The sequence below is a fragment of the Bartonella sp. HY038 genome (assembly GCF_014117425.1).
Classification (GTDB): Bacteria; Pseudomonadota; Alphaproteobacteria; order Rhizobiales; family Rhizobiaceae; genus HY038.
This window is the reverse complement of the sequence record NZ_CP059725.1, coordinates 963,329-986,817: the sequence shown is the minus strand read 5'-3', so window position 1 is coordinate 986,817 and position 23,489 is coordinate 963,329. Positions and strand designations below refer to the sequence as shown.

Below are 23,489 nucleotides of genomic sequence, written 5' to 3'. Positions count from 1 at the left end.
AAGTCAGCATTTATGGATTTATGTCAATCTAGAATCATAAATATTGGTCACCGTAATTTTAAGTACTATTTTAGCCCATATTAATAAGTAATTATTGTATTATTGACAGATGAATAATTTTGCTGTCATAAATCAAACAATTGGGAAAATGTGGCTTTTTTGCTTTAAAATGAGCTACGGCATAAAATGGTAGGGGACATGATGCATAAAAAAATCAAGCTTAAAAGACTATTTTCTTCAGCTTTGCTGGCTACAGCTACGCTCTGCACTTCCAATCTAGGGGCTGCTGAGGCAAAAACATTAGTTTATTGCTCTGAAGCATCGCCCGATGGTTTTGATGCTGCACGCAATTTTTCTGGACCCAGTTATGACGCTTCCGCGTGGAATATTTTTGACAAACTTATCAATGTTGAAATTGGAACAACAAACACTAAGCCTGGCCTAGCAACAAGTTGGGAGGTTTCAGATGATGGTAAGGAATATGTTTTTCATTTGCGCCAAGGCGTGAAATTTCATACGACCAATTATTTTAAACCTACGCGCGATTTCAATGCTGATGATGTGATTTTTACACTAGACCGTCAAAGCAATAAGGAAAACCCGCTTTATGGTGATGGACTTTGGCCACAATATACATCTTATGGCTTTGATAAATTATTGCGGAAAATAGAAAAGATTGATGACCATACAGTTAAATTTATTTTAAATGAACCAAACGCAATTTTTATTCAGTCGCTTTCTTTGACCTTTACGGCAATTCAATCAAAAGAATATGCTGATCAACTGGTGCGAGAAGGAAAGTTGGATGGCTTAATCCAACAGCCAATTGGTACAGGTGCTTTTCAATTTGTTGCTTATCAGCGCGATACTGTTATTCGTTATAAAGCTCATCCCGATTACTGGGGTGGCAAGCAAAAGATTGATAATCTCATTTTTTCAATTACACCAGATGCATCGGTTCGATATCAAAAATTATTAACCGGTGATTGCCACGTAATTGCTTATCCAAACCCTGCTGACATTGAAAAAATGCGCAGCAATAAGGATATAACTATTTTAAAGCGTGATGGCCTAAATGTTGGTTATGGTGCTTATAACACCTTGCAACCACCTTTTGATGATAAGCGGGTGCGCCGTGCTATTAATATGGCTATAGACAAAAGGGCTATTATTGATGCAGTATTTTTAGGATCGGCTTTTCCTGCTATTAATGCGATGCCGCCTTCAATTCCAGGTTATAAGGATCTGCCCGTTGATGCTTATGATCCAGTAAAGGCAAAAGCTATGCTTGACGAGGCTGGGGTTAAAGATTTGCACATGAAGATTTGGGCAATGCCTGTTTCTCGCCCCTATATGCCCAATGCAAGACGTGCGGCGGAGTTAATGCAAGTTGATTTAGCTAAAGTTGGGATTACGGCTGATATTATTAGCTATGAATGGGCTGAATATATGAAGTTATCATTGGCCAAAGATCGTGATGGAATGGTGATTATTGGCTGGACACCAAGCATTGCTGATCCAGATAGTTATTTAGGTACTTTGCTTGGCTGTGATGCTATTGGCGCAGTTAACCGAGCAAATTGGTGCAATGAAGAATTTGATAGGCTTATTAAAGAAGCTCGCATAAGCGCCGACCAAGCAAAGCGTAATGCGCTTTATGGCAAAGCACAAGATATTTTCGCACAAGAAAATCCATGGCTGCCTATTGCTCATCAAATTATTGAGCAGCCTATTAGTAGCAAGGTTAAAAACTATAAAATAGATCCTTTCGGCTCTCATGCTTTTCTTGATGTTGATATTGAAGAATAGGTACAATTATGGACATTGTTGATCGATTTATTCAATATACCAAAATCAATACAACCGCTATTCCTGGTGCAAGCACATTACCGTCAAGCCAAAACCAATGGCAGTTGGCAGAATTATTGGCTAAAGAAATGCGCGCATTTGGGCTAGATGTTGAAGAGCAAGACCATGCAATTACGATTGGTACTTTAAAAGCCAATAGTAGCACTGCTAAGCCTAGCATTGCCTTTGTTTGCCACATGGATACCAGTTCTGAATATGTTGGTGATACTAAGGCGCAAGTGATTGATTATAAGGGGGGCGACATTGTTTTAAATCAGCAAAAAAATATTGTTTTAAAACAAAATGATTTTCCTGAAATTGCAAATTATATTGGAGATCAAATTATCGTAACCGATGGCACAAGTTTGCTAGGTGCCGATAATAAATCTGCAATTGCCGAAGTTATGGATGCTGTGCAGTTTCTTGTTCAAAACCCTGACATTGAACATGGCGTCGTAAAACTTGTTTTTGTTCCAGACGAAGAAATTGGTTTGCTTGGTGCAAAAGCACTTGATGTTAACGCTCTTAATGTAGATTTTGCCTACACGCTTGACTGTTGTGCTATTGGCGAAATCGTGCTTGAAAATTGGAATGCCGGTGAATTTCACATTGATTTTTATGGGCAGGCAGCTCACCCTATGTCAGCTAAGGGGAAATTACGCAATTCACTGCTTTTTGCCCACCAATTTATTGCCATGTTGCCGGCTGGAGAAAGACCGGAATATACGCAAGGGCGCGAAGGATATTATTGGGTTAAAAATATTAATGGCAATGTCGCCAAAACTAGTTTGGTTATGGATATACGTGATTTTGATGCCAATAATTTTGAAAAACGCCGGCTTTTTGTTAATGATTTAGTCAATAGTTTCAAAGCCCTATTTGGTGAAGAATGCGTAAGAATGCGCTATAAAGAAGTTTACCGAAATGTTGCTGAAGGCTTAACTGGCAAAAACGCTTATGCGGCCGATCTTGCTTTAAATGTTATGGCGTTAATGGGGCTCAATATCGATAAAAAACCGATGCGTGGTGGCTTTGACGGTACTATTTTAACTGAAAAAGGTGTGCCATGCCCTAATCTTTTTTGCGGGGCCCATAATTTTCATTCTATTTTTGAATATTTGCCAGTTAACTCCTTAAAAAAAGCTTCTGAAATGGTTGTAGAGATTATCAAGCAGGCAAAAAAATAATAAACTTTAGCTATTGAAGATCCCGATATGAAAGATAATGTAAGATGGTAATAGCTTAAAGTTGCTAATATGGCTCTTCGCAAAGGAAAACTATGCCAGTTTGTGGCAAAAATAAACTATAGTTCATCGGCATAGTTTTTGATATTTTTTTGCAGTATTTCAAACAACTTTTCGCGGGCCGCGTCTCTGGTGTTTTTTAAAAATGCTACTGCAAGGGGCAGCCGCATTAAGTTTGCATTGTCGGTAAGTTGCAGTTCAACAAAACTAACCCCTTGCTGGGTTAATTTTGTTGTCCATAGTGGAACAATCGCAAGCCCGATATTCATAGCAACAAGATTAATGATTGTATTTTTTTCGCTGGCCATTTGCGCAATATTGATATCATAGCCTTTGCTTTTGAAAATATTGATAACAAGATCATGGCTATGGGGGCGATAGCGCCGCTCTGGTAATATCATTGGTTGGTCTTTAAGATCATCGATGGTTATTTTTTCTGCTGTGGCCAGTGGATGGCTGCTAGGCAGCGCAATAACCATATGTTCATCAAAAAGGTTGATTATTTGCAATAATGGATTTTTTTGTTCTGGTGAGCGGATAAACGCAATATCGAGCCGACCGGTGAGAATTTTCGGAATGAGATTAATTGTTTTATCTTCGTGCATGAAAAGTTTGATATTTTGATTTTCTTGATAAAAATCACGCATAAGCATTGGTAATAGACCAGACGCAGCACTATCCATTGCACCAATTTGCAATTCATTTTTCTCAGTTTTTTCCATTAAAGCGATATTCTGCGTAATTGTTTGTGCAAGTGTTAATAATTCTGGACCATGTTTAAAAAGATATTCGCCTTCTTTGGTAAGGATAATATTTCTAGTTGTACGAATAAAGAGCCGAACATTGAAAGATTGCTCAAGCATTCGAATATGCCGTGAGAGACTGGCGGGGGCAATATTCAATTTTTTTGCAGTGCGGCCAAAATGCATTTCTTTGCAAAGCAGCAAAAAATACTCGATATGGGCAAGATCCATTATATTTCCCCTATTATTCCATTTTTTTATATAATCAATTTAACATTGTTTTTCCAACCTCGCGAGCGCTTTTATGGCGTGGGAGTTATTGCATGATGGGAGGAAGACATGCAGCAAGAGGTTAAAGCTGATCATGTGACCTATGGTAACGCGGTCATAAAAAAGGTTACTTGGCGCATAGTGCCATTTATCATGGTTTTATATTTCATCGCCTTTCTTGATCGGGTCAATATTGGTTTTGCCTCGCTTGAAATGAATAAGGATATCGGCCTTTCCAATACGGTTTATGGGTTAGGCGCAGGCATTTTTTTTCTTGGCTATTTTCTCTTTGAAGTACCCTCTAACCTTATTTTAAATAAGGTTGGCGCAAGAATTTGGATTGCGCGGGTGATGATCACATGGGGGTTGGTTTCAGGTGCAATGGCTTTTGTGCAAGGGCCAGTTAGTTTTTATGTTTTGCGTTTTTTACTTGGTGCAGCCGAAGCGGGGTTTTTCCCTGGCATCATTCTTTATTTGAGTTTTTGGTTTCCAATGCGTTCGCGCGCCGGTGTCACTGCATTATTTATGGCTGCTGCCCCGCTATCAACGGCACTTGGCTCACCAATATCTGGTGCGCTAATGCAGATGCATGGTTTAATGGGCTATGCCGGTTGGCAATGGATGTTTATTCTAGAGGCAATACCCGCCATTATATTGGGTGTGGTTGTATTATTCTATATGACAGACAAGCCCGAAAAGGCAAACTGGTTAAGTAAAGATGAGCGTAATTGGCTTACTGAAACAATGGCGAATGAGCAGCGCAATAAACAAGCTACTGCCAAGCATAGCATATTAGCAGGGCTTGCTGATATTCGCGTCTTAGCGCTTGCTATCATATATTTCGGCACATCGGCAGGGCTGTATACGCCTGGGATTTGGGCGCCACAAATCATTAAAACAACAGGGCTTAATTCTTTGGAGATTGGCTTTGCTAATGCAATTCCTGCTATATTTGCCGTGGTTGCTATGTTCCTTTGGGCACGTCATTCCGATAAATCCAATGAGCGTACTTGGCATGTAGTGATTGCATGTTTGGTTGCTGCTTGTGGTCTTGTGCTAGCTGCGATGGTTTCGTCGATCATAGGTATAATTTTTACCCTTACCATCGTTAATATTGGCATATCTTGTTCAAAGCCACCAATGTGGAGCATGCCAACTATTTTCCTATCAGGTTCTGCCGCCGCGGCCGGCATTGCAACTATCAATTCAATCGGAAATCTAGGTGGTTTTTTGGGTCCAACAATGATTGGTTGGATAAAAGATCAAAGCGGTAGTTTTTCCGGCGGTTTATATTTTGTAGCGGGTTTGCTTGTTGTTTCAAGTGTTTTAACCATTATTCTGGCGTCGGCAACCAAGCCAGTAAAATAGAAGACAGTTTGATATAATATATTTAAGGATAAAAGAGGTTTATTATGCATAAATATAAAATAGCAGCTATTCCAGCCGATGGTATTGGTCCTGAGGTTATCGAAGCTGGCATTAAGGTTATTAAAGCAGTTGAAAAGCGGCTAAATGGCGTAGAATTTGACTTTACCACATTTGATTGGGGGTCGGATTATTACCGTAAAAATGGTGAAATGATGCCCAAAGACGGGTTAGAGCAATTAAAGCCATATGATGCGATCTATTTTGGTGCTGTAGGCGCGCCAGATATTCCTGACCATATCACTTTATGGGGCTTGCGCTTGCCCATATGTCAGGGGTTCGACCAATATGCCAATGTTCGTCCAACAAAAATATTAACCGGTATTGTGCCGCCTTTGCGCAATTGCGGCGTAGGTACTCTTGATTGGGTTATTGTGCGTGAAAACTCTGAAGGGGAATATTCAGGAAATGGTGGGCGCACCCATAAGGGCTTGCCAGAGGAAGTTGGGACTGAAGTATCTATTTTTACCCGTACTGGAGTTGCTCGCATTATGCGCTATGCCTTTGCATTAGCTCAATCGCGACCACGAAAACTGTTAACAGTGGTGACGAAATCTAATGCGCAACGCTTTGGTATGGTGATGTGGGATGAAATAGCTGAGGAAGTATCAAAGGAATTTCCAGAGGTGACTTGGGATAAAATGTTGGTTGATGCAATGACTGTGCGGATGGTGCTGAAACCAGAAAGCTTAGATACAATTGTTGCCACCAATCTTCATGCCGATATCTTATCTGATCTTGCGGGAGCATTGGCAGGTAGCCTTGGTGTTGCCCCAACGGCCAATATTGATCCGCAGCGCCGTTTCCCTTCAATGTTTGAACCTATTCATGGTTCAGCTTTTGACATTACCGGTAAAGGAATAGCCAACCCTATTGCAGCCTTTTGGACAGCGGCGCAAATGCTTGACCATTTAGGTGAAACTGGCGGTGCTAACCGAATTATGGATGCTATTGAAATTGTTGGTGGCAAAAATATTAAAACACCAGATATTGGTGGCACTGCGACAACAAAAGAGGTAACCGATGCAATGTTAGATGCCATTGCAAGCAGCAATATTTAAGTTTTTCAATATGATATCATTAAAAACAGCTGCGTCATGAATCATTGATCTTTGCAAAGATAATGCGGCTCAAGAATATACGGTCACGAGAGCTAAAGATGGGTATAGCTCCATCTTTAGCTCTCCAACACCCTAGGGTCAGAACCCATTAATTTGAACGAAATGGTATGAGGAAATTTTTGTGCTAACTTTGTCGAGGAAACTTAAGAATATTCTTAAGTTTTAGCGCCTTTTCTCAATTAAATCCTTGGATTTTTACAAAAAAATTCTCAGACCACTTCATTCCAATTAGCAGATTATGCTTCAACCCCTCCCCCAAAATCAATCCAAGATTATCATTTTTCATAATTCATGCGACTTGAAACAATGAATAAGATTGATATTGGGTAAGCGGTAAATGGTTGCAACCACATTAACTACATTTAACTGCTTATTTAAAATCAGCTAAACCAGATCCCCAAGGGCCGTGGTGAATATCCTTGCCATCGATACGATCAAAACCATGCGCGCCAAAGAAATCGCGTTGCGCCTGAATTAAATTGGCAGTACCGCGTTCTTGCTTATAACTATCAAAATAATTAAGAGCTGCTGACAAAGCTGGAACAGGCAAACCTGCTTGCAAGGCGGCGCAAGTGATACGGCGTAAAGATGGCAATGCCTCTTTAACCATGGCAGCAAATGTTGGCGTTACAATAAGATTAACTGCATCTGGTGCATCAACAAAGGCTTTAGCAATATCATCCAAAAATTGCGAACGGATAATGCAACCAGCGCGCCAAATCTTTGCAATTTCAGGCATTGGCAACGACCAATTATAGTCGCGTGATGCTTCTGCCATAACAACAAAGCCCTGCGCATAGGCGGCAATTTTAGCGGCAAGCAATGCTTGTGCCAAATCATGATTAAGCGCATCATCATACGAAATTGAAAAATCGGTATTTTGCGCACCAAATAATTTAGCTGCAGCTTGACGTTGATCTTTAAGAGCTGAAATACAACGAGCAGCAACCGCTGCCTCAATCGAGGTTGCTGGCACATTCATATTTTGCGCTTCAATCACCGACCATTTGCCTGTGCCTTTTTGTCCAGCTTTATCGACAATCATGTCAACCATGGGCATACCAGATATTGGGTCTTTTGCGCCTAAAACCGTTGCAGTAATTTCGATCAAATAAGAGTTAAGGCGGCCTTTATTCCATTCACCAAAAATATTGGAAATATCGTGCGCGTCCTTTTTAAGACCATCGCGGAAAATGCCATAAATTTCGGCAATCATCTGCATGTCAGCATATTCAATACCATTATGAATGGTTTTAACAAAATGGCCAGCACCGTCATTGCCCATGCGTGCAACACAAGGTTCGCCATCATAGCGCGCAGCAATTGCAGTTAAGATTGGTTCAACCCGCTTCCATGAGGTTTCTGTGCCACCAACCATAATTGATGGACCGTGACGCGCACCTTCTTCACCGCCTGAAACCCCAATGCCCATAAAGGTCAAGCCTGTGTCCTTATAGGTGTTAAAGCGGCGGATTGTATCGCGGAAATTGGCATTACCCGCATCAATCATAATATCATTGTCTGATAGATGTGGTGCTAATTCTTGTAATTGTTCGTCAACTGGTTCACCAGCTTTAATCATGATAATAATTGGACGCGGTGGGCGAATGGCAGCCGCAAATTCTTCCAATGTTTTACATGGAATGATTTTATCCTGCAGATCGCCAGCATTTTTATAAAATTCTTCTGTCTTGGCATAAGTACGGTTATAAACGGCGACGCGATAACCTTTTTCCGCAATGTTAAGGGCAAGATTTGCCCCCATTACGGCAAGACCAATCAATCCAATTTCTGCTTGTTCCACGTTTTTCTCACTTTCAACTTAGTAAAAAAATTAGCATAAAGACGAATATTGAATGAAGCGAAAGACTGCCTCATCATTGATAAGTGCTGATGCTGCCCAATTGTCGAGATATTATTTGCCAAAGACTATATCAAATTGCACAATTTAAAAACAAAAAAAGCCATGATTGATAAAATATTGATCATTTAAAAAATTGATCTGCTTAAGGCTGCAAATTATATCATCATTCGTAAAGCTCAAGCCTGCAAATAAAAACGCCCCTATCATGCAATTGAAAGGGACGTTTGATAAACAGCTTTAAAACTTATTTTCCTGGCCGACCCGTTTTTCGCGCCCTGCCTTTTCGACTATTAGATTTTTCAGGTTCTTCATAAGACCCAACACCAATACGCCCGCGCTTTACCGGCGCCAACTCATCATTAACGGACGAATCTGGCATAGGTAGTCCGGTATCCATTGTTGGTCCCATATGATCCAAATCAGGCTTGGCAAAAAGGCTTTTACTAACCTTTTTGGCGGTTCCCTCAATCGTTCGTATTGTTTCACGGGTTAATGGATCATCGGCGATAGCAAGTTCGGTTTGGCGCAAACGCTTGACTTCATCGCGCAAGCGTGCGGCTTCCTCAAAGTCAAGATCGGCGGCAGCCTCCTGCATACGTTTTTCAAGATGCGCGATATGGGTGGCAAGATTATTGCCTATCATCGCACCTTCATCGATAAATTGCGAAATATCAGCGCGAACATGATCTCGCTCATAAACAGAGCCAAGAATATCGGATATATTCTTGCTGACACTTGCTGGCGTGATATTATGCTCAAGATTATAAGCAACCTGTTTTTCGCGCCGGCGATTGGTTTCGTTAATTGCGCGCTCCATCGAACCCGTCATCTTATCGGCGTAAAGAATAACGTGACCATTAACATTTCTCGCCGCACGACCAATGGTCTGAACAAGTGATGTTTCAGACCGCAAAAAGCCTTCCTTATCCGCATCAAGAATGGCAACAAAACTACATTCAGGAATATCCAAACCTTCACGCAAAAGGTTGATACCCACCAAAACGTCAAATGTACCAAGACGCAAGTCGCGAATAATTTCAATGCGTTCAAGCGTATCAATATCTGAGTGCATATAGCGCACCTTAATGCCTTGCTCGTGCAAATATTCAGTTAAATCTTCCGCCATGCGTTTGGTAAGTACCGTCACCAACGAGCGATAGCCTTTTTTACTGGTGGCTAATATTTCGCCCATCACGTCATCAACCTGCGTTTTTGCTGGCCTAATTTCAACGGGCGGATCGATAAGACCTGTTGGACGAATAACTTGCTCGGCAAAGACGCCGCCTGCTTCATTCATTTCCCATTGAGCAGGCGTTGCAGAAACGGCTATGGTTTGCGGGCGCATTGCATCCCATTCCTCAAAACGCAAGGGACGGTTATCCATACAAGATGGCAAGCGAAAACCATATTCTGCCAAGGTTGCTTTACGTCGAAAGTCACCACGATACATAGCGCCAATTTGCGGAATGGTAACATGGCTTTCATCAAGAAAGACCAAAGCATTGTCCGGAATATATTCAAACATGGTTGGTGGTGGTTCACCCGGTTTACGTCCCGTGAGATAACGTGAATAATTTTCAATACCCGGGCAAGAACCTGTTGCTTCCAACATTTCAAGATCAAACTTGGTGCGTTGTTCAATTCTTTGCGCTTCTAATAAGCGCCCCGCATCATTAAGTTCGACAAGGCGGTTACGCAACTCAGTTTTGATGCTTTTTATCGCCTGATTTAAAGTAGGCCGCGGTGTCACATAGTGCGAATTTGCATAGATTTTAACCGATTTTAAATCGCCAGTTTTCTTACCAGTTAACGGGTCAAACTCAGTAATTGTATCAATCTCATCACCAAACAATGAAATGCGCCATGCCCTATCTTCTAAGTGGGCTGGAAAAATTTCAATTGTATCGCCGCGCACACGGAAAGAACCACGCACGAAATTAAATTCTTGCCGCTTATACTGCTGCGCGACAAGATCGGATAATAATTGCCGTTGATCTAACCTATCGCCAACCTTCATCTCAAAGGTCATTGCGGTATAAGTTTCAACCGACCCAATACCATAAATACAAGAAACAGATGCAACAATAATAACATCATCACGCTCAAGCACCGCACGGGTGGCAGCATGGCGCATGCGGTCTATCTGCTCATTAACCGATGATTCCTTTTCAATGTAAGTATCGGACCGCGCAACATAGGCTTCGGGCTGATAATAATCATAATAGGAAACAAAATATTCAACCGCATTATCAGGAAAGAATGATTTAAACTCGCCATAAAGCTGTGCAGCAAGGGTTTTATTTGGTGCAAGAATAAGCGCCGGCCTTTGGGTTTCCTCAATGACTTTAGCCATGGTAAAGGTTTTGCCTGACCCTGTCACACCTAAGAGAACCTGTGTGCGATCATCGCTGTTAAGACCTTCCACCAAATCCTTGATAGCCGTTGGCTGATCACCTGATGGTAAAAACGGTGTATGCATTTTAAACGGAATACCGCCTTCGGACTTATGTGGCCGATCGGGTCGATGCGGTGTCCAAAGCTCACCATTTTTAAAAAGTGGATTGCCCGATGAAATAAGCGCAGATAATGCTTCAACCGTTGCCGTCGCACCGCTTTGGGGTAAATTATCAGCATCTTCTAGTGAAATATCTAACCCTGAAACAGGATTAAGTCCCGCACGGCTGCGCTCTTTAGCGGAAGCTTTACCGCCAAGTAACGTGCCGCGCGATGTCTTCATTGGCTTTTCATCTTTAGCGGTTTTTTTGACTGATTTTTTAGCTGCACTGGTTGCTTTGGCTTTTGCCGTTTTAGCTTTCACCTCAACAACATCTTTTTCAGCCGCATCACTTAATTCATTCGCCCAAGACGCTATGCTTGTTATGCCTTCATCATTTTGACCGTCTTTAATGTGATTACTTTGATCAACTTTTTTTGAGCTTTTATTTTCGGCCATTTTTACACTCGCTATATATGTTGAACTGTATATAGTAACTTTTAGCATCAATAAAAGATATGTTTAATAAATTTAACGGCAATACAATGTAAGCGGTGCGCTTCATATCATATGTATCGCGTCATGCGTATCGCGAAGCATTTTACCTAAAATACAACACAATAAATAATGCAAAAAATTATGCAAAGTACCTCGGTGCCCCAACTTAAAATAACTATAATCGACATTACAAAAGGCTCAGATCATGAAGCTATTTTATTTGGATGATTTCAAGCTAAAAGCAAGCAATTTTAATTTTAGAAATACCGAACACCTATTGCGTATCATTTGTGGCTTATTTCTTTTGCCAGAAGCCTACGGTAAGTTTAGCCACTTTCCAACCCTTAATCCTGATACTGTTGGCTTTTTTGCTAAGGTTGGATTTTATCCAGCTGAATTTTGGGTTTATTTTGCCGCGCTTGGCGAGGTTACCTGCGGATTAGCTTTAATATTAGGTATTTGCTCACGCTATGCGGCTCTTGGCGCCATGACTATTCTTTTAAGCGCCCTTACCGCGTTAAATATCAATCGTGGCTATTTTGCTTGGACATGGAACCAAGGCGGCGATGAATATTTGGTCTTTTGGGCTATTTGCTGTCTTATTGTTGCTATTTATGAATTTCAACAAGCTGGTAAACCGCAACAAGCAGATTTTTAAGCAGATTTTTAAAAAGCTTTAGTCCTAACCATGATTAATCATGGTTAGGACGGTTTTTTGCTTGCCAAACGGGGCCAAGATCTCCCAACTGGCATTCAATACATTCAACACTTAAACGCAAAGCGCAATCACCTGAAAACTGCAATTGAATTGTGCCTTGCGGATTATCGCCTTCTTCAAATTGAATAGCTAATAAGGATAAAACCTCTTCGGCTTTATCACTATTAATATTGCGAGCTTGAATTTTTTCAACCCGATCAAATCGCAAAACCGCAAAATGCCGTTCTGGAATATTACGCCGCTTAAAAAATCCGCGTGGCTTTTCAATTTCCCAAGCAAAACGGTTAATAGCAATCACCAAGCGCTTATCCTTAGGCTGCCAATCGATATCTTTTACTTTTAAAACAGCATCTTGCGCGTGAGCGGATATAATTGCTAAATCTTCACTATCAAGGGCTAATAATTTTAATAAGGCCATGATGCTCTACTCACCCACGGATACGTTCAACAACGGCGCCGCAATGAGATAATTTTTCTTCAAGGCGCTCAAAACCGCGATCAAGGTGATAAACACGACTAATCATCGTTTCACCTTGCGCTGCAAGACCTGCGATTACCAAAGAAACTGATGCCCGCAAATCGGTGGCCATGACTTGCGCCCCTTGCAAGTTCTCAACACCCTCGACCGTTGCTGTTTGCCCAGAAAGCGAAATTTTTGCGCCAAGCCGCGCCAATTCTTGCACATGCATAAAACGATTTTCAAAAATGGTTTCGGTAATATGAGATGTGCCATTCGCCCGGGTCATAAGCCCCATAAATTGTGCCTGTAAGTCGGTTGGAAAACCGGGGAAAGGTTGGGTTTCAATATCAACCGGCTCAATCGCATGGCCATTGCGGCGAATGTGGATTTGGTTGGCACTTTCTTCAATTTCAATACCCGTTTGACGCAATGTTTCAAGAACTGATGTTAATTGGCGCGGATCGGCGCCATCAAGCACCACATCGCCGCCCGTCATCGCAACAGCCATTGCATAGGTTCCAGTTTCAATACGGTCTGGAATAATCCGTACACGCGCGCCAGAAAGGCCAGAAACGCCCGAAATTTTAATGGTTGATGTACCAGCACCAGAGATTTTTGCCCCCATCTGGTTTAAACAATCAGCAAGATTAGCAACTTCTGGTTCAGCTGCAGCATTATGAATAATAGTATCACCCTTAGCTAGACTTGCCGCCATTAGCATGACATGGGTGCCCCCAACAGTTACTTTAGGGAATGTATATTCAGCGCCAACTAAGCCATCGCCAACATTGGCATGGACATAACCATTTTCGATATGAATATTTGCGCCAAGCGCCTTAAGGCAATCCAAGATATAATCCACCGGGCGCGTACCAATGGCGCAACCACCAGGCAGCGAAACAATGGCTTCACCCATACGGGCAAGCAGCGGCCCAATTACCCAAAAACTCGCACGCATTGTCGAAACAAGATCATATGGCGCAGTGGTATTAACGATGTGGCGAGCATTAAAATGCACAGTGCGCGAATAGCTGCCATTTTGATGTTCACGGCGGCCATTTACCGAATAATCAACACCATGATTGCCTAAAATACGAATCAAATGTTCTACATCTGCAAGATGGGGCACATTTTCTAAGGTCAACATATCATCGGTTAGCAAAGAAGCGATCATTAAAGGCAAAGCAGCATTTTTTGCGCCAGAAATCGGAATAACCCCATTAAGCCGGTTACCGCCGATAATTCTTATACGATCCATTCTAATTGCCTTCCTAAATGCTGATAGTCGATTGTCGCAATATCGTGTAAATGACAAAGCCTTGGTTAAATAAATGCTTTTAAAACTATGTCATTTAGAGTTCACAGCTCTATAATAAGTTGCAACGCTTTAAAAGTGTTTTAATGGCGAACAAAAATTGATAAAAATATTTAACTACAAAATTATGGCAAACATTAAAATTTCTTAATGATATCTAGCCAAAAATTATTGCGCTAATTGCAATTAAACCGCTATTTATCTTTATCACCGCTTTCGATAGCATCACCATCAAGCACCTCATCCTCAGCACCATCCTCGGTTCTTTGTCGAGCTTGTGCTTTACGGCGCATTAGGTTCGTGCGCAACTGTTTTGCCAAGCGCTTTTTTTGATGTTCTTTTTTTTGGTCAATACTCATGCTTTGCCCATTTAAGCATTTTTTGAAAAAAAGTTGATTTAACTTTCTCTTGTCAACAATGCGCCCAAATAAAGAGCCTAGAGCATGTTACCGCTTCAACAATAAACACACGCACTCTAAGCAACCAGTTTTAATTATGTAAGCTGCCTATTTATATTGAAGCGAGTTTTTTTTCAAGATAGCAACAGTACCTTTGATAGGCACAGATGAAGAGACATTTAAATAGGTAAATCACTAAAAGAACCAAGCCCAAAAATTAGCCGCTAACATGAAACATGCTAGCGGCCAATAAAGCGAAAATAATCGGCAGTGGAAATGCTTTTATTAACGCTTATATCAATAAGGCAGCCTTATTAAAGACTGTAAATTTAGATAGTTGCGGGCAATGTATAATTTAACGCATTGTCCTTAACGCAAAACCGCTTTGCACTTTTGCGGGCAATGTGTAATTCAACGCATTGTCCTTAACGCAAAACCGCTTTGCACTTTTGCGGGCAATGCTTAGTCAAACTTTTTAACCAAAGCTTCAAACGCAGTAAGAATACTAACCAAGAATGCATGGGAAGATTCATTAGCAGGTTCTGCACTATCGGTAATGATATTTTGAATATGTGATAAATAGGCTTCAGGCTGCTGCATAGTTTGTACATCATTAAATACCAAACATTGACGCAAATGATGATTGGCACCAAAACCGCCAATAATTCCCTGAGAAAGCGATACAACCGCACCTGGCTTACCATTCCAAACACTTTGTCCATAGGGGCGCGATCCAACGTCAATAGCGTTTTTAAGTACAGCTGGTACAGAACGGTTATATTCAGGTGTAATAAACAAGAAGCCGTCAACATGCTTTACGGCATGACGGAACGTTGACCATGAAGCTGGTGGTACGTCGGTTTCAAGATCTTCATTATACATTGGCATATCGCCAATCTCAATAATTTCAAGATTAAGACCTGCTGGAGCAATCTTCTTAAATGTATTAGCTAATTTACGGCTATAAGAAGCATTGCGTAATGAACCAACGAAAACACCGATATTATATACTTTTGACATTTTACACCTGTTTAAACGTCTTGAAGATTTGTCGTCCATTCTGCCATGCTTCAAGATAACCATCGCAGAAAAATCAAACTCAATGGCAATATATAGTTTATTATTTAAAAGTAATGCCATTAATTGACAGTTTTATGATTTTATCCATCATTTTAATGTGAAATCTAACAAACTCAAAAACCAAGATTTAGCAGACCCATAATCGACTAATCACCACAAAACATGCAATTATTTAACTATGAGACTATTCCAAAACATCAATATAGGTAAGTGATTTTAGTGCAACGCACTGTCAAAAAAATATTGACACTAATATGAAAATCTAAACCAAAGATGACAATCTAGCCTTAAGATTTTGCTGCATTGCAAATAACTCTCATAATGATAAAGCGCAAATAAACACCTAGCCACGGTAATTTTACAGTTCACCCATCATTTACCCATAATTTACCAAGAGTTTTAAACCCATTGAAACAGAATCGCTGTAAAAACCATTAGGTCAATTCAAATAATATTCGTTGAAAGTGCTCTAATGACTAAGCAAGTTCCTCTTGAAGTCTCGCCGCTACGCAGCAGTCATAATGTGATTATGAGCATTGTAGAATATGGATTTATAATCTGTATTACGTGCCTTTCCATTGCAGCCGCAACCCTTATCCTTATTGAGCAATTATCAATTATTTGGTGACTTTTTTTGTCTAATTAAAATAAAATGGTTTCGCTACAGCGAATATCATTTTCAGCATTTAAAATTGTGTGGCGTGATAATCTATTTTGCCATTTGCCATTTTGCTTTTCAATTTCAAACACATTATAATTGGCTGGTGGTTTTTTGCCGCCAAAACCCTGCGAAGCTGATGCAACCCCCACGACAGGTATGTCGCCATCTCTACCCTTTATGCTATAAAGTGTTGGCAAATGAGTATGACCATGCAAAATCAAATCTGCACCACACTCGGCGATAACTGTTTGAAAGCAATCAATATCTGTTAAGATTTTGTGGCGATGCGTCGCATTATGAATAGGCGGATGATGGATCATCACCACGCGAAAAAGTTGTTTTTCTGCAGCTATGTGCAATAATTTTTTAAGGCTGTCTGCTTGGCGCTTACCAAATTTACCTGTGGCCCGAAAAGGCATGGTTGCAATAGCTGACGAGCAACCAATGATTGCAACATCTTTTCTTATCCGCATATAGGGAAAAGGTGCGTTGACAGCCACGTCACTGCTAATCCATGGCGCAAATGTTTTTATAGCGGTTTTTAATGCAGTAGGTACATAGGCATCATGATTACCAAAAACAACAGATATATCCTGCGCATTTCCCAATTGCTCTAACCAAATACGGGCATTTTGAAACTCAATCGGCAATGCTAAATTAACCAAATCACCGCTAATCGCTATATGATCATGGGGTTGATTTTTAATATCATTGATAATGCACTGCAAGGTTTCATTGCCGATTTCGCCTTTTCTGTTCATCTTCCAATTAACCCAGCCAGTAATGCGCTTATTCAATAGCTGAAAAAGCTTTGGCTCAGGCATTGGCGTTAAATGAACATCAGAAATATGAATAAGGCGAAACATTAAAAACCTTAATTTCAATTGAGTTTTAAATATACAATTTAAAAATTAAAAACATATGCCATAGATAGCCATGACATATGCCATAATTTATGAAACAAAATTTCTTAAACAGCAGCAGTAATAACAATCTCAACCAAATATTCAGGGGCTGCAAGCTTTGCTTCACCGGTTGCGCGGGCAGGAGCTGCATTTGGTGCAACCCATTCATCCCAAACGGCATTCATATCGGCAAAATATTTCATATCCGAAAGCCAGATCATTGCTTTCAAAATACGTGTCTTATCTGAACCTGCAAGAGCTAACAAACGATCCACTTCAGCTAAAATTTGCTTGGTTTGATCGCTTGCGCTAGCACCTGGTTCGCCGACTTGACCAGCAAGATAGACAACACCATTATGCACAACTGCATTGCTCATGCGTTTACCAGGCTCAATACGCTTTATATCAGACATGCTCATTCCTCCATTTAAATTGAGTTGATATGAATGTTTTAACAAGAAAAAAATAAAAAGGAATAAGTTTTTTTACCATTGCCGCAATTGTAACAATTTGTTATGTTTCGTGTTGTAACGTAATGTGATGTTAAATTACAAACCTATAGGTGATCAAATGAATGATATCGTCAAAACGGCCATAACCTATTCAGCTATGATCCTTTCATTGAATGTTGGCGTTGCGCTTATGATTTTCTCAATGGGAGTAACTGGTTAGGATTTGAAGGCAATGACCTTAGCAAGTCCATTCATTATTCGATAATGAATGCGTGAGGGTTGTGCTTTAATCTAGCCCAACTCGTTTTCCTGTAAATATTTTTGTTTTCACAAACTCCCCTTCCCTTTTTTAAAAGGCTATTTTTATTGCCATTTTTAAAGCAAAAGCAATCTTTGCTATAAATTATATTGCTTTCATAAAAATTCTTCAATATTTATCGCAAATTAGCAATTTTAATAAATATGCTGCAAAAGTAGCATTTTAAAAGGAAATCCTATGCGCCGACTATTTTGGCCCTTGCTTACAACCATTATTTTCTTTTCAGTGATGGCATTATGGTTTTGCTTGAGTGCAATGACGACGCAACTTACCAATGAAGTTGAAAACCTCCTTACAGATAAGATTTGGGCGACTTATGATCTTGATGGCCGCGACCTTACGATACGCGGTATCGCCGCAACTGAAAATATTGAAAGCGATGTATTAGCCAAAGCTGCGGCCATATGGGGCATAGCATCGGTTACTGATGAGGTTATCGTTCCGCCACTAAAAGCGCCTTTTGAATTTATTTTAGAAAAAAATGATGATACCATCACCATCAGAGGCGATTTCCCAGTCGAGTTTGATCGTTTCGCTATTTTAGATAATATGGATGGCGTTATTATTGATCAAGCCGGCAATGCGCGAGGTGCGGATGAAAAATTTGCTGAGTGGCTTCATTATGCGGCAGCACAGATTCAGCAGTTAAAAAGTGGCGAGATTATCCTTAGTGATGATGTCATTACAATTAATGGCATTGCCAAAAATGGCGATGCTGAAAAGGCAATAAAGGATCTCAGCATACCAAATGGGTTAAAATTGCAAAGCCTCACACTCAAAAGCGAATAAAATATTTCAGCTATCAACCACATAATTGCGACATGCATTTAACCTTATAGGACCTTAATTATGACTTTTCTCATATCATTTCTTTGGCCATGGATGCTTATTGCAGCAATTGTTAGCTTTTTTATCGGCTGGACAGTGAGCAAACGCAATGAAGGGGAAAAGTAAATCATGCTTCATCTTGCTTTTGAGATTATTTTATTAATTGCTCTATCTTCGCTGTTAGGCGCTTTAAGCGGTTATTTTGTGCGCAAGTTGTTTTATCGTAGCAACGCCCATGAGCGGGCTATTATTGCAGCGGCAAAATCCCAACCCTTTCAAGATAAAAAATAATGGCGTTCTTACAAGCGTAAACGCGGCAAAAGAAATGCCCCAAAGCAAATACAACTTTGGGTTCTTTTGCTAGTTTTTCATTTTTACTAATTTTTCATTGTGCGCCCTGCGATAAGGTCATTTTTAATTGTAAATGAACCCGTCAACCGCGCTTTATAGACCTGATAATTTTCCATCACGCGCTGCACATAATTGCGTGTTTCTGTGTAAGGAATGCGCTCAATCCAATCAACAATTGTATCCAAATCACGGCCGCGCGGATCTCCATAGCGATTAATCCATTCATTAGCACGAGTTGGACCAGCATTATAACCAACAAAGGTCAAAACATAAGAGCCATCAAAACGCTCTAGCTGATCACCTAAAAAATGGGCGCCCAAAGTCGCATTATAGGCGGGATCAGTCGTCAAGCGTTGCACATTATAAGCAATGCCACGTTTTGCCGCTACCGATTTTGCAGTTGCTGGCATTAATTGCAGCATTCCGCGTGCACCAGCGCTTGAAACTGCAGCTGGATTAAATTCACTTTCTTGACGGGCAATAGCATAAGCAAGCGCTTTACCTGATGGTGAAATATTGGCAGATGATGGAATAGCACCCAAAGGATGCGAAAGCGCACCCACATTAATGCCACGCAAAACTGCCGTTTTTCCAATGCGCAAACTCATAACATGGTTGCTTTTGCGCTCTGCCATTACCGCTAGCAAGGCAAGTTCGCCGGGGCTTTTTAATTCGCGGCTTAATTCGCGATAAAGTAAACCTGCTTTATCACTATAGCCTGCCGCCTCTAACCTTAATATGGCGCGAACAGCACCGCGTTTTTCAAAACGTTGTTTTTCGTCATTGCTTGGTTTTGGATAAGGCAATTCAAGCTTTGATGCGCCAAGGCGCGCCGCAGCTAATTGCCCGTAAAATGTCGTCCCAAAACGGGCGGATTGTTGATAATAGCTTGTTGCTTGCGCAGGATTTTTTTGCGCTTCACTTGCCCTGCCCATCCAATAATAAGCGCGCGACAATGAAATTGGCCCCGATGAAAGTTTTGCTATCTGGCTAAAATGGCGCATTGCAGTTTTGGGATCATTCAAAAAACGCAACGCATACCAACCGGCATGGAATTCAGCATCTGCTGCGGCTGTTGGACTTTCTGCAGCATGTGCCGCCGCCAATTGATAAGCAAGTTTCGGATTATTAAGATCGAGCATTTCACGCGATAAAACACGCCGTTCATTCCACCACGCATCTGGATCAATTAATGAGGCTGCATCTTTTGGCGTTTTTAAAAGCACATTTGCAGCATCAGTATATTTTCCAGCACGCCTTAAATATTGAATACGCGCATAACTATAAACAGGGTCCTTACGCCAAGATGGATCAACATTAGCAAGTCTTTGCCCTGCATCTTTTCTATTGCGCGCCACCGCTTCAAAAGCAAGATAGAATGAGCGTGCCTTGGCCGGCCCCGAAACGCGCTCAGCTGCATCAATACGATAGGCAAGCAACATGGCTTTCATGCGGATAAGATGGTCGTCAGAGGTTAAAACACCCTTTTGCTTTTCAAGAACATATTTTTCTTCGGCTGGGTTTAGCTTTTCGCGATGCCACCATGGCGCAATAACCGCCCGCGCTTGCGCAGTTTTGCCCGATGCGGCTAAAGCATTGGCAAGCGTTACCATGCCTTGTGCTGTTTCAGGACGGCGATTAGAAAAAAGACTAATGACATTTGCTGCGCTTAAATTTTCCCGCGAAATTGCCCGTTCAAAATTGCGCTGCATAATTGACTGGCCTGGCCAATCTGCCACCTCATGCATCGCCGATACAATAGCGCTGCTCGACATTTCTGGCGCACCAGAGGTCGCTAGGCTCCATGTCAAAATTTGTCTGTCAATGGAATTAACCGCCAATCCATTTCGAATAGCGATAGCACGATTTGCGTCATTTTTTTTATAAAGCGCATCAAGCCCATCTTTTAATTTGCCAACCATCTTACCAGTTGGCAATTTAGGAATACCTGAAGTGATAATATTATCTGCAGCAACTACACTGCTTCCCGCTTGCGGCGCTGAAGCAAAGGGCCGCGCCAATGGCACAGGGCCATCAGATGGCAGTTTTGGCGTTTGCGCAAAAGATTGAACAATTGCACTTAAAGATAGCCCACTCACTAATGCTACTCGGCCAAGATATAAACCAGATTTCATCATGTGCTTCCCGTCATAGTGCTTTGACATCTTAAATTTAATCTTCAAAAGTCATAAAGGCTAATGGTGAATCGTCTCTTAATTTTCAGGGTAGTTACGAATAGTAGTTAAAAAAGGGTTAAAAAACTAAAGCTATAGTTAACAGCATAAAACTTCAATAATATGAAAAATCGTTAAAACCAAGGCAAACACCTTTAGCTTTTGTGATTAGCTTTTTAATTTATGATTTGGCGCACAATTTTGTTACCACGAACCTATTTTATAATCATATTTGCCCCTGCCAAAATATTTTATAATTGCTATAAACGCGACAAAGCTTAAATTTTTAAATAGCCACGTGATGATGTCCCTAATGGCCAGTTAAGGAACAGCGACATCATGCATAGGCAATAGGGAGGAGCAGTGGCTATGATAAAGGACCCAGCAGTAAAAACAGAAGATACGGTCATTGCCATTCTTCTTGCAATTAGTCTTAGTCATTTATTTAATGACGTCATGCAATCGATGTTGCCTGCCATTTATCCTCTATTAAGTGATAATTATGGCCTTACATTTTTACAAATTGGCATTATCACCGCAACCTATCAAATAACTGGTTCAGTTTTACAGCCACTTATCGGCTTTTATACCGATAAACGTCCGCTCCCCTACTCGCTACCCTTTGCCTCCCTATTTACCATGGTGGGCTTACTATTGCTTGCGAATGCACATCATTATTATGTGTTGCTCATTGGCGTTGCGAGTGTTGGGTTTGGCTCGGCCATATTCCATCCTGAAGCCTCACGGGTTACGCGACTTGCATCGGGCGGTCGCCATGGTTTTGCCCAAGCTATTTTTCAAGTTGGCGGCAATACTGGCGCAGCGCTTGGCCCGTTATTAGCCGCATTGTTTATCTCGCAGCAAAGCCGCATTGGATATTTTGCAATTATTGCCTTTATTGGCTTTTTATTGTTGATTTGGGTTAGCCGTTGGTATGCTGCCCAATTAAAATTTACCGCAAAGAAAAAAGCAGTTAGGCAAACCCAGCTTTTATCTAAAAAACAAATCGCTGGTACTTTATTTGTATTGCTTTTATTGATGCTAGCTAAATACGTATATCTTGCCAGTATGAGCAATTTTTATATGTTTTATGCTATCGACAAATTTGGCGTTACTACTCATACAGCGCAAATTTTACTATTTCTTTATCTCGGCGGTATAGCTGTTGGCACAATTTTTGGTGGTCGCATTGGTGATCGCATTGGCGCACGCTCAGTTATCTGGGTATCCATTCTTGGCGTATTACCTTTTACTCTATTAATGCCGCATGTTAATTTGCCAATCATGGCAATTTTATCGGTTATTATTGGTATAATCTTAGCATCGGCATTTCCAGCAATTGTAGTTTTTGTGCAAGAATTATTGCCCGGCCGCGTTGGTACAGTGGCAGGTCTTTGCTTTGGACTTTCTTTTGGCATTGGCGCTATATCTGCGGCAGTGTTAGGCAAAGTTGCTGATATTTATGGCATCCAAGCCCTATTTGATGTTTGCTCGTTTTTGCCATTCTTGGGACTTGTCGCAATATTTTTGCCAAAATTAAAAACTGGTGAAGTTAAAACACTCAAACGCTAGACTTAACTACGCTTTTCAATCCACAAAAAAGACGCTGGTTTATGAATTAGACCAGCGTTTTATTGATTATCAAGATAAGCGCGCGCTTTTTCAAAAACGTCTTGAAACATTGCATCGGTCAAAACACCTGTATTGGTGTTATAACGTGAGCAATGATAGCTTGATAAAACTTTCAAGCCATCAACATCACTCATAAGTCCATGCTTAAACGGATAACGACTTACCGGCTTTTTAAGCGCACGGATGGTTGATTGATGGGCAATAGCACCAAGGGTTATGATAATTTTCAAATTTGGAAGATTGTTAAATAATGGTGATAAGAATTGTCGACACATATTTATTTCTGCGCCCACTGGTTTATTTTGCGGCGGAACACAGCGCACAGCATTAGCAATTGCGCAATCAACTAATTGTAAACTATCATCAATACGTGCTTCAAATTGCCCTTGTGCAAAGCCAAACAGCTTCAATGTAGAATAAAGCAAATCGCCGGCATAATCGCCTGTAAATGGTCGGCCTGTGCGATTCGCCCCCCGTAAACCCGGGGCAAGGCCAATAATTAACAGCTTAACACTTTGCGCACCATCTTTTGGCCAAAACGGCTTCACTGGACCGTTATACCAATTAGGCTCGATTTGCCGCCATTCACTTAAAAATTCGTGAAGGCGCGGGCATAAAGGGCAGTCATAGCTAGGATCCGGACATGATTGCGCTACAGAAAAATTCATGACTGATAACAATGCAAACTA

The 23,489-nt window shown here is 41.0% G+C and carries 20 protein-coding genes; 9 read left to right on the top strand and 11 right to left on the bottom strand.

Annotation, left to right across the window (positions count from 1 at the left end):
* The first annotated feature begins 198 nt into the window (after positions 1-198).
* Both H3299_RS04145 and pepT read left to right on the top strand, forming a co-directional pair.
* A complete protein-coding gene (locus H3299_RS04145; protein WP_246708137.1) occupies positions 199-1,809 on the top strand; it encodes an ABC transporter substrate-binding protein in 1,611 nt (536 codons plus the stop codon).
* Positions 1,810-1,817: 8 nt separating this feature from the next.
* The gene (gene pepT, locus H3299_RS04140; RefSeq protein ID WP_182419052.1) at positions 1,818-3,035 is read left to right on the top strand and encodes a peptidase T; all 1,218 of its coding nucleotides are present in this window, start codon (positions 1,818-1,820) and stop codon (positions 3,033-3,035) included.
* A gap of 116 nt (positions 3,036-3,151) precedes the next feature.
* Here pepT and H3299_RS04135 read toward each other — a convergent pair whose 3' ends face one another.
* Complete coding sequence (locus H3299_RS04135; protein WP_182419051.1) at positions 3,152-4,066, bottom strand: LysR family transcriptional regulator; 915 nt, start codon at positions 4,064-4,066, stop codon at positions 3,152-3,154.
* 108 nt (positions 4,067-4,174) lie between these two features.
* Here H3299_RS04135 and H3299_RS04130 point away from each other — a divergent pair, with 108 nt between their 5' ends.
* Complete coding sequence (locus H3299_RS04130) at positions 4,175-5,473, top strand: MFS transporter (RefSeq protein WP_182419050.1); 1,299 nt, start codon at positions 4,175-4,177, stop codon at positions 5,471-5,473.
* A 44-nt stretch (positions 5,474-5,517) separates the two neighbouring features.
* Positions 5,518-6,591: a tartrate dehydrogenase gene (locus H3299_RS04125; RefSeq protein WP_182419049.1), complete on the top strand. Its 1,074-nt coding sequence runs from the start codon at positions 5,518-5,520 to the stop codon at positions 6,589-6,591.
* Between the two features lie 430 nt (positions 6,592-7,021).
* On the opposite strand, the gene gndA is transcribed toward H3299_RS04125, so the two are convergent.
* Both gndA and uvrB read right to left on the bottom strand, forming a co-directional pair.
* Entirely contained in the window at positions 7,022-8,455 is a 1,434-nt protein-coding gene (gndA, locus tag H3299_RS04120) for an NADP-dependent phosphogluconate dehydrogenase (protein WP_182419048.1), read from the bottom strand.
* Between the two features lie 304 nt (positions 8,456-8,759).
* A complete protein-coding gene (uvrB, locus tag H3299_RS04115) occupies positions 8,760-11,468 on the bottom strand; it encodes an excinuclease ABC subunit UvrB (protein WP_182419047.1) in 2,709 nt (902 codons plus the stop codon).
* 244 nt (positions 11,469-11,712) lie between these two features.
* On the opposite strand from uvrB, the gene H3299_RS04110 reads away from it, so the two are divergent.
* Positions 11,713-12,165 (top strand): DoxX family protein, encoded by a 453-nt coding sequence (locus H3299_RS04110; protein ID WP_182419046.1) that lies wholly within the window; start codon positions 11,713-11,715, stop codon positions 12,163-12,165.
* A 34-nt stretch (positions 12,166-12,199) separates the two neighbouring features.
* On the opposite strand, the gene H3299_RS04105 is transcribed toward H3299_RS04110, so the two are convergent.
* From H3299_RS04105 to H3299_RS04090, 4 genes are all read right to left on the bottom strand, one after another.
* Positions 12,200-12,643, bottom strand: coding sequence for a DUF2948 family protein (locus tag H3299_RS04105; RefSeq protein ID WP_182419045.1), 444 nt, complete (start codon positions 12,641-12,643; stop codon positions 12,200-12,202).
* A 10-nt stretch (positions 12,644-12,653) separates the two neighbouring features.
* Positions 12,654-13,943: a UDP-N-acetylglucosamine 1-carboxyvinyltransferase gene (murA, locus tag H3299_RS04100; RefSeq protein ID WP_182419044.1), complete on the bottom strand. Its 1,290-nt coding sequence runs from the start codon at positions 13,941-13,943 to the stop codon at positions 12,654-12,656.
* 251 nt (positions 13,944-14,194) lie between these two features.
* A complete protein-coding gene (locus H3299_RS04095; protein WP_182419043.1) occupies positions 14,195-14,359 on the bottom strand; it encodes a hypothetical protein in 165 nt (54 codons plus the stop codon).
* A 501-nt stretch (positions 14,360-14,860) separates the two neighbouring features.
* On the bottom strand, positions 14,861-15,418 hold the full coding sequence (locus H3299_RS04090; protein WP_182419042.1) for an NADPH-dependent FMN reductase: 558 nt from the start codon (positions 15,416-15,418) through the stop codon (positions 14,861-14,863).
* Positions 15,419-15,950: 532 nt separating this feature from the next.
* Here H3299_RS04090 and H3299_RS04085 point away from each other — a divergent pair.
* Positions 15,951-16,106, top strand: a complete 156-nt coding sequence (locus H3299_RS04085; RefSeq protein ID WP_182419041.1) for a hypothetical protein — start codon at positions 15,951-15,953, stop codon at positions 16,104-16,106.
* A gap of 14 nt (positions 16,107-16,120) precedes the next feature.
* Here the strand turns inward: H3299_RS04085 and H3299_RS04080 are convergent, their stop codons facing one another.
* Entirely contained in the window at positions 16,121-17,005 is an 885-nt protein-coding gene (locus H3299_RS04080; RefSeq protein WP_182419040.1) for a metallophosphoesterase, read from the bottom strand.
* Between the two features lie 104 nt (positions 17,006-17,109).
* The gene (locus H3299_RS04075) at positions 17,110-17,457 is read right to left on the bottom strand and encodes a RidA family protein (RefSeq protein WP_182419039.1); all 348 of its coding nucleotides are present in this window, start codon (positions 17,455-17,457) and stop codon (positions 17,110-17,112) included.
* Positions 17,458-17,992: 535 nt separating this feature from the next.
* Between H3299_RS04075 and H3299_RS04070 the strand changes: the two genes are divergently transcribed.
* A complete protein-coding gene (locus H3299_RS04070) occupies positions 17,993-18,604 on the top strand; it encodes a hypothetical protein (RefSeq protein ID WP_182419038.1) in 612 nt (203 codons plus the stop codon).
* Positions 18,605-18,772: 168 nt separating this feature from the next.
* Positions 18,773-18,934, top strand: coding sequence for a hypothetical protein (locus H3299_RS04065; protein WP_182419037.1), 162 nt, complete (start codon positions 18,773-18,775; stop codon positions 18,932-18,934).
* An 86-nt stretch (positions 18,935-19,020) separates the two neighbouring features.
* On the opposite strand, the gene H3299_RS04060 is transcribed toward H3299_RS04065, so the two are convergent.
* Positions 19,021-21,132, bottom strand: coding sequence for a lytic transglycosylase domain-containing protein (locus H3299_RS04060; protein WP_182419036.1), 2,112 nt, complete (start codon positions 21,130-21,132; stop codon positions 19,021-19,023).
* A 405-nt stretch (positions 21,133-21,537) separates the two neighbouring features.
* Here H3299_RS04060 and H3299_RS04055 point away from each other — a divergent pair, with 405 nt between their 5' ends.
* Positions 21,538-22,740, top strand: a complete 1,203-nt coding sequence (locus H3299_RS04055; RefSeq protein WP_182419632.1) for an MFS transporter — start codon at positions 21,538-21,540, stop codon at positions 22,738-22,740.
* 59 nt (positions 22,741-22,799) lie between these two features.
* Here H3299_RS04055 and H3299_RS04050 read toward each other — a convergent pair whose 3' ends face one another.
* A complete protein-coding gene (locus tag H3299_RS04050) occupies positions 22,800-23,468 on the bottom strand; it encodes a uracil-DNA glycosylase (protein WP_182419035.1) in 669 nt (222 codons plus the stop codon).
* Positions 23,469-23,489 lie beyond the last annotated feature (21 nt).